Raw genomic sequence first — 13,422 nt, 5'->3', positions numbered from 1 at the left:
TTTTTGAAGGAGGGGGCCTATGAAGAACTTTAAGCTTAAATATATCTCCATGATTGCACTCGTAAGCGCAGTGATGATGGTATCCGGTTGCCAGCCGGGTGGAGCGAATCAACCCAAGCAGGAGGAGATTACAGTATGGAGTTTTACGGATGAAGCGGGCTATGCCATTGAGAAATTCGAGGAGAAGTACCCGGACATCAAGGTGAACTTTGTTAATATTCCGGGCAATTTCTATATCACCAAGTTAAAGTCGGCGCTTCAGACGACGTCCAAAGCTCCGGATGTGTTTATGATCGAGAATGCAAATATCAGAGAGCTGATTGATGTGCCTTATCTGGAGAATTTATCGGAAGCACCGTATAACGCCAATGAGCTGATTCCGGAGCAGTATGCTTTTGTGCAAGCAAATGAGAAGGATAGCCAAGGAAATATTAGAGCGATCGGTTATCAGGGAACGCCTGGAGGCATTTATTATCGAAGAGATCTGGCCAAAGAATATTTGGGTACGGACGACCCGGAGAAGGTAGCGCCGCAGATTGATACTTGGGAGAAAATATTTGAGATTGGAGAGAGGGTCGCTCAGCAAAGTGGAAATAAAGTTCATGCCCTTGCCAACTGGAACGCGATATCGAATTCGTATGATGGTATTCCTTGGGTTAAGGATGGGAAGTTAGTTATCGATCCCACTTACATGAAAGTGCTTGACCTTGTGCGCGAAGCGCGTCAGCGGCATGTGCTTGCAGAGTTGGATGATGGGAGTGCCGGATATGCGGCTTCCATGCAAAAAGGCCAGGTGATGTTCTATCCGGGAGCTACCTGGGCATTGCAATACACGTTTAAGGCGAACGCTCCGGATACCGAAGGGTTGTGGGGTCTCGCACCGGGGCCATCCGTTTTTAGTGCCGGTGGAACTTATATTGCCATGTACAGTAAAAGTGACAAAAAGGATTTGGCTTGGAAGTTTATTGAGTTTTATAACTTTGATCATGATTTTCTGTCCGAGCTTGCAAAGGAACAGGATTATTTCACAAGTAATAGGGTCGTGAATGATCAGCTTGCGGGATCTGTATCTTCAGCGTATTTGGGAGGGCAGAAGCATTTTGAGTTTTTCTCGGAAGCGGCCAAGCAGGTTCCTGTATATGAGCGAACCAAGTATGATTCAATTATTAACAATGACATCTTCAAAAATGTACTCCAGTTGTATCTCAATAACGACATTCAGACCCAAGAAGAGGCGGTAAAACGAATAAAACGTGATGTCAAATTGAGATTTCCGGAGCTGGAAGTGGATTAGCTTAGAAGTAAGCGAATGCCTTTTAATCATCCGATGACTGGGGGTACAAATCATGTTTGCCAAGTCAATCCGCAAAGACCATTACGGATACTATTTCATTGCTCCGTTTTTCATTCTTTTCGCCATTTTTGGGCTTTATCCAATCCTCTATTCGCTCTATATCAGCTTTACCAACTTTGACGGGATCACAACGCCCGACTTTGTTGGAATAGGCAATTATGTTGCGGTTCTACAAGATCCTCTTTTCTACAAAACGTTATTTAATACCCTTTTTATCTGGGGTGTCTCCGTAGTCCCACAGCTAACCGTTTCGCTTGTCCTCGCCTTTATTCTCAATGATAAGTTGCTTAAGGGAAGAGACATTTTCAGAGCGGTTTATTTCTTTCCCAATATCGTTACTGCTGCATCATTGGGTCTGCTCGTGAGTCTGATCTTTGATTGGCAATCCGGCGGTTTGAATCATTTTCTCGTCCAGGTTGGACTCATCGACGATCCGATTAACTGGAAAAATGATCCCTGGTTTATGCGACTGATCGTTTCATCCATTCTGTTCTTTCAATACTTTGGTTACTCCATGGTCATCTATCTGGCAGGACTTCAGGGTATTGATCCCGCTCTGCAGGAAGCCGCTCAAATGGATGGAGCGAAAAAGAAACATATTTTCATTCATATCATCGTCCCAATGCTTCGCCCAATCATACTGTTTCAGATGATCACGTCCATTATTGGAGGCATTCAGATTTTCGATCAGCCGTTTACATTGACGAATGGAACGGGTGGTCCGGATCGTGCAGCCATGACGAGTATTATGTATCTGTATAATGTGGCATTCCAAAGTACACGTTTTGGTTATGGAGCGGCCATTGCATTCTGTCTGTTCATCATCATTATCCTGCTATCGGTCGTATCCTTCATGATGACGAAGCGCAAGAGCCGTGCATAGGGAGGGGGAAATGAAATGCAAACCGTCAAACCCGTTGAACAACAAAAAGTCACTCTGCAGCAATATGATACTGTAAGGCGTCTGACACTGGGCAAAGTTATGATTTATCTGTGTTTGATTGGCCTCGCCGTGATCTGTATCATTCCATTTTATCTCATGCTCATCTATTCCACGCATAACAATGCAACGATTGCATCGACATTTACGTTTCTGCCCGGACCCTTCTTGGTGGATAATTATATGAACATGGCCTCCAAAATCAATATCTGGCGCGGGTTTGCCAACAGCTTTTTCATTGCCGGGACGTCTACGGTGTTATCCTTGTATATCGGTTCCCTGACGGCATATGGCTTCGCCAAGTTCAAATTCAAAGGTCGCAACTGGCTATTTCTATTTTTGCTTGCAACCATGATGGTGCCAGGGCAGCTCGCTCTAATCGGGATGTATCGTCTGTTCAGTACGTTAGGCTTACTGGACAGCTATGCAGCGATCATTTTGCCTGCAGCAGCGAATGCATTTAATGTATTTTTTATCAAACAATTCATGGAGAGCAGCATTCCCGACGAAATCATCGAATCGGCACGTGTGGATAGTGCAGGGGAGTTTCGCACATTTAATCAGATTGTCTTGCCCATTCTGGGACCGGCCATTTCGGCCCTTGGCATATTTACCTTTATCGGTTCATGGAATAACTTTCTCACGCCGCTCGTCCTGTTTTTCTCCCTGGATAAATATCCGCTTCCGGTACTCGTTGCACTGGTGCAAGGATATTACGGAATGGACTATGGACTGTTGTATTTGGGTGTTGCGATCTCGATTTTACCTATTATTATTGTCTTTGCGATATTCTCCAAGCAAATTATAGGCAGCGTTGCGCTGGGTGCGGTGAAAGGGTAAGTGTACAGGTACACGTTAACAAAACACCACGGAAAAAGTCGCCATATGGCGGCTCTTTTTGTTTTTTACACGATCGTGTTTATGTCATTGGCGTTTAAATCACTGATCTCTATATCTTAAAAAGAAGAGGAAAACCATTTTGAAAGCCCTTTCTAAAATCTATGCTATACTACCATATGACTGGAAATAGCAATGCATAATATGATATTCCACCCTGAAGTTTCCTTCACTTCACATGCAAAGGAGATGTCATGATGTTTAATGTTCTTGTTGTTGACGATGAGTGCGTTCAAAGAGAAGGCATTAAGGATTGGATCTCTCACTACGGGTTTCCCTTTCACGTATTGGAGGCCGAGAATGGCAAAGCAGCAGAGCGGATTCTGGTTCAAAACGCGATTGATATCCTCATCACCGATGTCAGAATGCCTCTGATGGACGGACTGGAGCTTAGCAAACAAGCCCGTAAGACCCAGCAGAATGTAAAGATCGTCATTTGCAGTGGCTACGATGAATTCGAATATGCCCGTAGTGCGATTCGGCTGGGTGTGGTGAATTATTTGCTCAAGCCGCTGGTCAAGGAAGAGTTTCTACAGGTGATGGAGGATATCACGCAGATCCGTCCTTATGGCGGAGGTCCTGAACCGGAATCGATGGAATCGAAGGTCATCCGACAGGTGAAGGATTATGTGAAGGATAATCATCAGAGAGATATCTCATTGTCAGAGGCCGCTCACGATGTGTATCTATCTCCAGGGTATTTAAGCATTTTGTTTAAAAAAGAGACCGGGAAAACTTCTCGAAATATTTAACGGATTATCGCTTGCGGCGCGCAAGCCATCTGCTGGCTCACTCGAATATGAAAATCAATGATATTGCAGGGGCTGTTGGCATCGACAATCATTCTTATTTTGCCAAGCTGTTCAGAAATAGGTTCGGCGTCAGTCCGTTACAGTTCAGAGAGTGCGGGGTGCTACATGATCGGATGGATCAAGAGCAAATTCAATGATATCAAGTTCAGAAACAAGCTGCTGCTGTCCCATCTGGTGATTGCACTCATTCCGATTCTTCTGCTTGGACTGCTCTCCTTCATTCAGTCCTACCGTATCCAAATGAAGGAGCTGCGGAGCGAAGCAGAAGCAAGTCTGGAGCAGGTGGCTAACATTATGGATTATAAGATTAATCGGTACAATACGCTGAGTGAGTTCATGGTGCTTAACCGGGATTTATCGAAAATATTTACGAAAGACTACGAAGAAAATTATTATCATATGTACCTCGATTTCCGGGACATTCTGGAACCACTGATCTCGAACATCCGGCTGATGGACGATGATATTGAAGCCATTACCTTTTATACATCCGGGGAGTTATTGGGAATTCGCAACAATATTTTGCCTATTGGGGATCTCAAGAGCAAGGCTTGGTATGACGGATTTCGAGGCAGGCGCTGGATTGTGGATGGAGAGAAGCTCTATCTCGTTCAGGAACTGATCAGCAATCCGAAAGACAGCAATTTTATGGTGATCTCCATTCAGCATGATAGCATATTTGCAGACCTGGACAATCTGTCGGAGCATGTAGCCGTTCATATTGAGGATGCGAAGCAGCATGTGATTTTCCAGAAAAACCACGAGCGTGCTGTTGGGGCCGCAGGTTTGAACGTTGGTGATCCTGGTGATCTGAGTTTAAGCCGATCGCTCGCCAATAATGGCTGGACAATTCACTATAATCTGCTGAATACGAATGCGTACGCAAATGCAATGGGCATTTTTCAAATTACGCTGTTTGTCATCATCCTCAGTCTGATCATTACTTTCCTGCTCATTTATGTCATTTCCAATAACTTTACGCAACGAATTATCCATATCAAGAACAAGGTGGACAAGGTGGAGCGGAACAATCTGGATGTAATTATCCGAAGTTCATCCAGAGATGAATTCGGTGAACTGACTAACGGTATCGGTAAAATGCTGAAAAGGATCAACAGCCTGATCTCCCAGGTGTATCACGCCGAAATTGCCAAGAAGGAAAGTGAGTATAACAAGTTGATTAGCCAGATTAACCCTCATTTTCTGTACAATACGCTCTCATTTATACGATGGAGGGCCGAGAAAAAAGCGGATATCGAGACGAGTTATATGGTATCTGCATTAGCCCGTTTCTATAGAACAACACTAAATCAGGGGAGGCATATGGCTACGATTGAAGCTGAGATCCAGCATATTAAGGCATACCTTGATTTGCAGCTCATTATGAACGATGGCCGATTTGAAGTGGATTACCATATCCATGACGAGGTATTACATACCGAGGTGATTCATTTTATTTTGCAGCCGATTGTGGAAAATGCCATCAAGCACGGTTTTGTGGAGGCAGATGCGAGAGATTATTGCATTCACATTGCGGTTAGTCGGATTGGGGAGAGCATCAAATTGATGGTTCGTGATAACGGTGTAGGCATGATGCCAGTGCAGGCGGCTCTTTTGCTAACGGGGGAGAATGGCGGGTGTGGTGTCCGGAACGTGAATGACCGGATTAAGCTGTATTATGGGCGGGATTACGGGCTTGTGATTCATAGTGAACCGGGCAGCGGAACGGAAGTGTCCATTGTCCTTCCTGCCTCATGAGTGTGTCAACATATACTAAAAACATAGCTTGAATACTGAAGCGGTTGCTGGAGCAACCGCTTGTTTGGTTCTTGTTAGGATCTCTGATGCGAGCTTCAAAGTTAAATAGGAGGTCATAAAAAAAGTGATACATATCCGAAAAATGTGGCATATACGCCATTTTTGAAAACGCATACAATTTGGTTATCAAGAGCAAATCAGATAAAGGGGATGACAGGATGAGCAAGCGCAGAACGATAGCTACGCTGCTGATTGGCAGCATGATGATGGCTGTATTCAGCGGATGTACCGGGGGCAATAACGATAGTGCACAGCCCCAAGTTTCAGATCAGGATTATGAACCATACGGTAAATACGAGACGCCAGTGGAATTTACGATCGGCCGGAATACCAATCATGTGAACAACTTGCCTTCCGGCGATACCATTGAGGACAATCTGGCTACACGCTATGTAGAAGACCGGGTGAACGTCAAGGCCAAGGTGGCATGGGAAACAGATGATATGGATCAGAAGCTGTCACTCTCGATGACCACAGGTGACCTGCCGGATGTCATGCTGGTCAGCCGCGAAATATTTAATCAGCTGGTGGATAACGATCTGATTGCCGACATGACGGAAGTGTACGAGAAGACAGCATCCGAAGGCGTTAAAAATATTTATGGTTCATACGGAGATTTGCTGCTGAATCAGGTGAAGGTAGACGGCAAAATCATGGGTCTGCCCATGACGAATATCGGAAACCAGCACCAATTGCTGTGGGTCCGGAAGGACTGGGTGGATAAAGTCGGCGCGAAGCTGCCGGAAACCGTCGAGGATGTATGGAATCTGGCCAGAACGTTTGTGGAGAAGGACGTTTCGGGAACAGGCAAGACGGTAGGCATGGTGATGGATTCCAATGCCATGAATTTTACACCAATCTTCGCTGCGCATGGAGCCTTTCCTATGAACTGGATACAGAAGGACGGTCAGGTTGAATATGGGTCTGTTCAGCCTGAAGTGAAGCAAGCGCTGACGGAGCTAAGCACGATGTATAAAGAGGGCTTGATCGATAAACAGTTTGCTGTCCGTTCCAATGAAGAGAAGGAAGCCCTCGTCATCAACGGACAGGCCGGAATGCTGTTTAACCCATGGTGGATCGGCTACACCAACTACAAGGATTCTATCAAGCAAGATCCTGAAGCAGTCTGGGTGGCCGTATCTGCACCGGTGGATGAGAATGGAAAATTCAAGACGACCCGGCAGGACCCCGTGGGCGGGGGTATCGTCGTTGTGAAGAAGGACTTTGCGCATCCTGAAGCGATTATGAAATCCATCAATTTAACAACGGATTTCCTCTACTCCTTAACGGAGGACGCAATCAATTATAAGAAAGAGCATCCCGACGAGTTGCTGACCGATGCAAGCCGCTGGAACAATGATCCTACCCAAATTCCGATGCAAGTGGATTATGACGATGTGCTGAAGCGTTATTACGATGATTTGATCAAGGCGGATGAGGCAGGAGATGCTTCCGCTGTTCAGGAAGATCGAGTGGTTTCTTTCAAGGCCTATCAAGAATTCAAAGAAAAAGGCAATGCGATCGATGCAAACACCTACGGCGAATACCTCTCCCGGATCGAGGGACAGCGAGAGGCGAACAACCCGAATCTGGAAGTGATCCCCGCAGGCTTCTACGGAACAACCGAGACGATGAAGCTGAAGTGGGCGAATCTGCAGAAGCTCGAAGAGGAAACCATGCTCAAGATCATTATGGGTGAAGCTTCTGTAGATGAATTTGATACGTTTGTTGACACTTGGAAGCATACGGGTGGCGATGAGATTACAGAAGAAGTCAACGATATGAGCAGCAGATGACGATTGCGTGAGCTTAGGTGCGGAAGCCAAGCATGATGGTGGACTTCTGCACGGCCTTTCGCCGATAATGCCTGTCCAATTAGTCACATGATGGAGGTGGAACAGACAATGGCACAGATGGAGACAGCCGTTAATCCAGAGCGGAAAGTGCGTTACCCGAGGAAAAAGAAACGTAAAACCTTTGACGAAATGACCTATCATTTTATGCTGCTGCCGGGCATGATCATGCTGTTCATTTTCTCTATAGTACCGATGTTCGGGGTTGTGATGGCATTCCAAAAGTTCATTCCCGCCAAAGGTATTTTCGGGTCCAAATGGGCAGGGCTTTCCAATTTCACGTATATGTTTCAACTGCCGGATGCGAAGCAGATCTTCGTGAATACGTTGGTTATCGCGGTTGGGAAGATTGTTCTGGGGTTAATTGTACCCATCGTATTCGCTCTGCTGCTTAATGAGGTGCGTCTGAAGGCATTCAAAAGCACGATTCAAACCGTCGTCTATTTGCCGCATTTTATGTCATGGGTGGTTCTGGGCACAATGTTGACCATGATCTTTTCCTTTGATGGCATGGTAAACAACATACTTGAATTTCTCGGCCTGGAGCGGATTATGTTTCTGGCGAGCAATGACTGGTTCAGGCCGCTGCTGATTGTAACGGATACCTGGAAGGAATTTGGCTACGGGACGATTGTCTATCTGGCTGCATTAACGGCGATCAACCCTGCATTGTACGAATCCGCCGCAATGGACGGCGCGAGTCGCTGGAAGCAAACGCTGAACATCACATTGCCGGGTATGTTCCCGACGATTATTTTGCTGGGGACGCTAAGCCTTGGCAATGTGCTGAATGCGGGCTTTGATCAGGTGTTCAACCTGTATAATCCGCTGGTATACGAAACAGGCGATATTATCGATACTTTTGTGTACCGTATGGGTCTGATCAACATGCAATATTCATTTGCAACAGCGATTGGACTGATGAAATCAGTGATCAGCTTTGTTCTGATCGTGATTTCCTACAGGCTGGCTTCGAAGTATGCGGGGTACAGAATTTTCTAGGAGGGTTAGCATGATTCAATCCAAATCGCTCGGCTCCAGGCTATCCCGCCTGTTGATTATGATTGCGTTGATCCTGATTACGTTCATGTCCCTGGCTCCGATCGTTAATACTATTATGGTGTCGGTCAGCAGCAGCACGGCTGTTAATGCAGGCCGGGTCTACTTTTTTCCAGTAGAGCTGAATTTCTCATCGTATGGGCAGATTCTGAATGATACGAAGTTTTGGAAAGCTTTTCTCATCTCCGTCGAGCGGGTAGTGCTTGGGGGAGCCATCAACATGATTTTGACCATTCTGATGGCGTACCCGTTATCTCGCAGCGTTACACAATTCAGATCGAGAAACACATATATGTGGATTATAGTGTTTACGATGCTTTTCAGCGGAGGAATCGTGCCCTGGTATATGGTGATTAGCAATCTGGGGTTGATCAACAGCATCTGGGCGCTGGTTCTCCCGGGGGCCGTTCCTGTCTTTAATGTTATTCTCCTGATGAACTTCTTCAAGGGGATTCCAAAGGAGCTGGAGGAGGCCGCATTTATTGACGGAGCCAGTCCGCTTAAAATCCTGCTCAAAATCTTCATTCCCATTTCCATGCCGAGTCTGGCAACCATTACGCTCTTTGTCATTGTCGGGCATTGGAACAATTTCTTTGACGGCATTATTCTGATCAACGACAGCTCCAAAATACCACTTCAGACCTATCTGCAGAGGCTCAGCCTCACACGTGATCAGATGCAGAATCTTTCGGTCGAACAGCTGCAGCAGTTTAATAAAATCTCTAACACCACACTGAACTCTGCCAAAATTTTGGTCTCCATGATTCCCATTCTGCTGATTTATCCTTTTCTCCAACGTTATTTAATCCACGGTATCGTTCTGGGTGCTGTGAAGGAATAGCTCGGGCTATCAAGCATGATTAGCCGCCTTGGCTTGGTTCGAAAGGAGGTGAAGGAACACACTGTCAGGGGAGAGGGACAATCTGAGCTGGAGCATACATGAATGTCCCTGTTTTACGAGTGAACCGTTCGTTATAAGTCGATTGGAGAAGGGAAGGGATCTGATGAGCAAAAGGAAAATAGTGAGCCTCACGCTGGTACTCAGTATTATTCTGGTCACTACAATGGGGGCAACAAGCGGCGGTAAGAATCGTTATGCGGATCAGGCGCAGTGGGCGCAAGGGAAGCTGCATGAATACTACTGGAACGATGCATCCAAAATGATGAATAATGCTTATCCTTCAACGCCTGAAGGTGAGCATGCCTTGAATTACTGGTGGAAGGCTCATGCAGTCGACGCGTTGGTGGACGGTTACGAACGTACAGGAGACAAAGCATACACGGAGCGCGCAGAGGAACTCGTTCGCAGTATCATTGCCCGCAACGGCTCACTTCATAATGAATTCTACGATGATATGGAATGGCTCGCGCTTGCCGGGCTTCGTCTGTATGATGCAACAGGAAGTGAAGAAATGAAGGGATATGTTCTGGAGTTGTGGGATGACATCAAGACCGCCTGGTGGGAAGATGAGCTTGGCGGTATGGCTTGGAAAAGGATCAGCGTGATAACCGAAATGCGTGCTCCAACGGGCCTGCCGCCATCTTGGCTACAAGACTGTACGAACGTTTTGGCGATACGGGGGATCTGGAATGGGCCAAGAAGATATACGATTGGGAGAAACAATATCTGGTTCATTCGCAAACAGGCCTGGTAGCGGATGGGTTGGTGCTGCGTGAGGATGGTACACTGGATGTAAATGAAGCATGGATCTTCACATACAATCAAGGCACGTTTATCGGAGCGGGTGTCGATCTCTACCGGATAACGGGGGAGAAGGCGTATCTGAGAGATGCCGAGAAAACGGCAGCCGGTTCTTTGAAGGCCTTAACAGATGAGAAGACGGGCATATTTAAAGAGGACGGCGACGGAGATGGCGCTTTGTTCAAAGGCATATTGATCCGCTATATGGTTGAGTTGTATGAAACCGGGCATAACAAGAGCCTGAAAAAGGCGATTTATCGCAACGCCGATGCCCTGCTGAAGGGCAGCCGGGATAACGGTTTATTCGGTCAGGCTTGGGGCAAACCCGCCCAGAATCCGCTCGACCTTTCCGCTCAGCTCAGCGGGGTATTTCTTCTGGAAGGAGCTGCAAAGCTGGAAGCAGGCAAAGTGGATAAGCCAGATAAATCAGATAAACCAGCTAAACCAGTGAAGAAGTAGCTGTTTGAAATTGAGGATCGTCAACGGGATAACAATCGTTAGAAATCAGCGGGAGCAGCATATAATCTTTCCGAGAGATAAACTATATGCTGCTGACTTATGATGTCTGTAATTGCACCCGGCTCCGTCATGAAAAAAGCATCGTACCCGACATCACGGGGGTACGATGCTTTTATGCGTCTGCACATTTCCTGTAAGTATCGTTATTACTTGCTAGCGGGCAAGTGGTAACTTTCTCGAATGAAGGAGAAATAGTCATCAGCACGGACAACCTTAAATTCCGATCCGAGCTTTTCCGTGATTGCCAAGGCATCGGATGGGGTCGTGCTCCATGCAAGCAATCCAAGAGAAACGAACAACGGGGACTTGCCATCCCAATTTGCTTTTGCGTCATTCAGCACTTGTAATCCGTCCTGCACGGTACTTATCCCACGAATCGTGGATACCGGCAGACTGTCGCCAACAATCTCAATACCATACTTGTCTTCATAGCTAATGAATAAGCCAGGCGCCTTATAATCCTGCTCGTAAGCGCTTGCTTTAAATGGCGTGAGAGGTACATTCTCGCTGTCTGCACGATTCAAAACATAAGGGATCGTCATACCTGTCTTTTTCATATACTTCTCGGTCTGCTGCAAGAATTGTCGGAAGCTTGAGTCGGGCCATGCCCCCGGATAGAAGTATCCTGCACCGGATGGCCCTGCGATCAGCAGATCATTCGGTGTTGCGGTGTTCACATAATAATTCAGGATCGCCGGGGCTGCCTCGTAGAGAAGCGGGCTCGAAGTCCAGTTGATCGGAACCTTTCCCCTGGCCGGATCATCCCACATCACACGCATGCGATGCTGATTATACTGAAAATTATCACCTTCCGTGAAGGTATACGTTACATAGATTTTGTTCTCCAGCGCAGGTCGCGGAGATTTTTTCACCGGAGTGAGCTGAGGCTGTGTTCCCGAGAAAACGGTCAGGTTACTGAACCAGTCGGCGGCGAGAACATAGACACCATAACGTGAAGCAATTTCAACAGAACTGAACTCACCCTCAACATCATTGCTGAACCAGCCGAGGTAGGGAGTTCCCGGTTTTACGTCAGACATGATCTTCTCGAAAAGTGTCTTTTGCTCAGGCACATTGGAATCCAACCAGAACACCATCGCTTTATTCGCGACTGCATAATCTCTTAAATAGGCATAGGGTTCCCGCTGCTCAGCGGAGAGTGGACGGATATTACCCGCTGATACTTTGTACTGGTTCCACATATCCACCTCAGCCGTCAGGTTCTGAGTTCCCGCAGGAGGACTGAATTCATATACAAAATAGTTGCCATTATCGGCGAAACGGTGGCCACCTTGACCTTCATTAACCTTGGAATTCTGTCTGTCGTAAAGAAATGATTCTTCTTCCGGTGTTCCTGCGACGAATTTTGCAATCTCTTTTCCATCAGCCTTAACGGTAATCTCATGCACAGCTGGTCCCCAGCCATCCTGAGTGAAGGCATCATCAAATCGCAAATATACCGAAGTTTTGCCCAGAAGTGAGGAGAGGTCCAGAGAATACGTATCACGGTTGCTTGCATCCCGGATCTGCTGCTTTTCCTCTGCAATCGTCACAAATGATTCTGGCATTCCGGAAGGGATGCGAATCGCTGTATCTGGATCAAGTCCAACTAACATCTGATGACTCGTTTTCTTCCACAGATTCTCATATTGCCAGGTATAAGCATCCATCCGACTATTGAATTTACCTCGCAGATCATCCATAATCTTTAATTTGTAAGGTGATTTGGACAATTTGGCTGCCAGCTCGGGGCTTGCCACAACAGCATTCTTCAGTCCTGCGAGCGTGGTTGCTACGTTAATCGTATCCGGTACATTGGGATCATATACGATCATGCCTTTGACCTCGCTGCGATAAGCAGAGAATACCTCCCAATAATCTGGATGGAGCGTGTACGGCACGTTGATATCTTTAAGCCAGGTCAATTTCCCTTCTTCCTGGGATTCGATGAGATAGATTCGGGGTTGTTCCCTGTTAACGATTCCCTGCAAAGTTCCCATCAACAATTTGATGTCACCTGGCGCATCATAGATGTCGGCTGCATCCAGGTGTTTCGGTTTTTTGAAGCTTGGAAGTTCACGGTGTTTGGAACCATCAGGTTTAGCTGTTTGTACATCTGTTTCCGAAGCGGAAGCTGCACCGGCTGTTAATGAAAAAGCGCATAGGAAGGCTAAACAGAGAATCGTGAATCTACGAGCCATGGCGAATTCACTCCTTGTTATAGTCAGAAATTAGAGCGTGTGCCTTCGTAATACCCATCCTCCTTTTGCGGCCGAAAGCCGATCAACACATCTCTATCCAATATATATTAAATATATTCATATATAATTTTACAAGGGTTTCGACAAAAGTTCCCATCATTCCTGGAAATCAGGCATAATAAATGGGGTGATATCAGGAGAATGATCTTTACAACTGCAGATAAGCCCAGCTTGTTTATTGCACTTGTATGTGAAAGGATATATTAT

The 13,422-nt window shown here is 46.4% G+C and carries 10 protein-coding genes and 1 pseudogene; 10 read left to right on the top strand and 1 reads right to left on the bottom strand.

Annotated features, from left to right (window positions below; genetic code table 11):
• Positions 1-19: 19 nt before the first annotated feature.
• The 10 genes and pseudogenes from ACTWJ7_RS19995 (at position 20) to ACTWJ7_RS19950 (ending at position 10,894) form a co-directional block, all read left to right on the top strand.
• Positions 20-1,294, top strand: coding sequence for an ABC transporter substrate-binding protein (locus tag ACTWJ7_RS19995; protein ID WP_301878682.1), 1,275 nt, complete (start codon positions 20-22; stop codon positions 1,292-1,294).
• 52 nt (positions 1,295-1,346) lie between these two features.
• Positions 1,347-2,237, top strand: coding sequence for a carbohydrate ABC transporter permease (locus ACTWJ7_RS19990; RefSeq protein WP_024631747.1), 891 nt, complete (start codon positions 1,347-1,349; stop codon positions 2,235-2,237).
• Positions 2,238-2,252: 15 nt separating this feature from the next.
• Positions 2,253-3,134, top strand: a complete 882-nt coding sequence (locus tag ACTWJ7_RS19985) for a carbohydrate ABC transporter permease (RefSeq protein ID WP_024631746.1) — start codon at positions 2,253-2,255, stop codon at positions 3,132-3,134.
• A gap of 251 nt (positions 3,135-3,385) precedes the next feature.
• Positions 3,386-3,943 (top strand): response regulator transcription factor, encoded by a 558-nt coding sequence (locus tag ACTWJ7_RS19980; protein WP_443145813.1) that lies wholly within the window; start codon positions 3,386-3,388, stop codon positions 3,941-3,943.
• 11 nt (positions 3,944-3,954) lie between these two features.
• Complete coding sequence (locus ACTWJ7_RS19975) at positions 3,955-4,140, top strand: AraC family transcriptional regulator (RefSeq protein ID WP_443145812.1); 186 nt, start codon at positions 3,955-3,957, stop codon at positions 4,138-4,140.
• Complete coding sequence (locus ACTWJ7_RS19970; RefSeq protein WP_301878679.1) at positions 4,109-5,761, top strand: sensor histidine kinase; 1,653 nt, start codon at positions 4,109-4,111, stop codon at positions 5,759-5,761. Before ACTWJ7_RS19975 ends, ACTWJ7_RS19970 begins: the two co-directional genes overlap by 32 nt.
• Positions 5,762-5,979: 218 nt before the next feature.
• Positions 5,980-7,617 (top strand): extracellular solute-binding protein, encoded by a 1,638-nt coding sequence (locus ACTWJ7_RS19965; protein ID WP_301878678.1) that lies wholly within the window; start codon positions 5,980-5,982, stop codon positions 7,615-7,617.
• Between the two features lie 108 nt (positions 7,618-7,725).
• Positions 7,726-8,676, top strand: coding sequence for an ABC transporter permease (locus ACTWJ7_RS19960; RefSeq protein ID WP_443145811.1), 951 nt, complete (start codon positions 7,726-7,728; stop codon positions 8,674-8,676).
• Between the two features lie 10 nt (positions 8,677-8,686).
• On the top strand, positions 8,687-9,574 hold the full coding sequence (locus tag ACTWJ7_RS19955) for a carbohydrate ABC transporter permease (protein WP_079344493.1): 888 nt from the start codon (positions 8,687-8,689) through the stop codon (positions 9,572-9,574).
• Between the two features lie 163 nt (positions 9,575-9,737).
• A pseudogene (locus tag ACTWJ7_RS19950) lies at positions 9,738-10,894 on the top strand (glycoside hydrolase family 76 protein).
• 206 nt (positions 10,895-11,100) lie between these two features.
• On the opposite strand, the gene ACTWJ7_RS19945 reads toward ACTWJ7_RS19950, so the two are convergent.
• The gene (locus tag ACTWJ7_RS19945; RefSeq protein WP_301878675.1) at positions 11,101-13,155 is read right to left on the bottom strand and encodes a GxGYxYP domain-containing protein; all 2,055 of its coding nucleotides are present in this window, start codon (positions 13,153-13,155) and stop codon (positions 11,101-11,103) included.
• Positions 13,156-13,422: the final 267 nt, after the last annotated feature.

The organism is Paenibacillus sp. 1A_MP2 (genome assembly GCF_052244825.1).
GTDB lineage: Bacteria > Bacillota > Bacilli > Paenibacillales > Paenibacillaceae > Paenibacillus > Paenibacillus vandeheii.
This window is presented reverse-complemented; position numbering and strand designations above follow the sequence as displayed.

Coding starts and splice junctions, on each gene's coding strand:
- ACTWJ7_RS19995 (WP_301878682.1), top strand. CDS start 20: ATGAAGAACTTTAAGCTTAAATATATCTCCATGATTGCACTCGTAAGC.
- ACTWJ7_RS19990 (WP_024631747.1), top strand. CDS start 1,347: ATGTTTGCCAAGTCAATCCGCAAAGACCATTACGGATACTATTTCATT.
- ACTWJ7_RS19985 (WP_024631746.1), top strand. CDS start 2,253: ATGCAAACCGTCAAACCCGTTGAACAACAAAAAGTCACTCTGCAGCAA.
- ACTWJ7_RS19980 (WP_443145813.1), top strand. CDS start 3,386: ATGATGTTTAATGTTCTTGTTGTTGACGATGAGTGCGTTCAAAGAGAA.
- ACTWJ7_RS19970 (WP_301878679.1), top strand. CDS start 4,109: ATGATCGGATGGATCAAGAGCAAATTCAATGATATCAAGTTCAGAAAC.
- ACTWJ7_RS19965 (WP_301878678.1), top strand. CDS start 5,980: ATGAGCAAGCGCAGAACGATAGCTACGCTGCTGATTGGCAGCATGATG.
- ACTWJ7_RS19960 (WP_443145811.1), top strand. CDS start 7,726: ATGGCACAGATGGAGACAGCCGTTAATCCAGAGCGGAAAGTGCGTTAC.
- ACTWJ7_RS19955 (WP_079344493.1), top strand. CDS start 8,687: ATGATTCAATCCAAATCGCTCGGCTCCAGGCTATCCCGCCTGTTGATT.
- ACTWJ7_RS19945 (WP_301878675.1), bottom strand. CDS start 13,155: ATGGCTCGTAGATTCACGATTCTCTGTTTAGCCTTCCTATGCGCTTTT.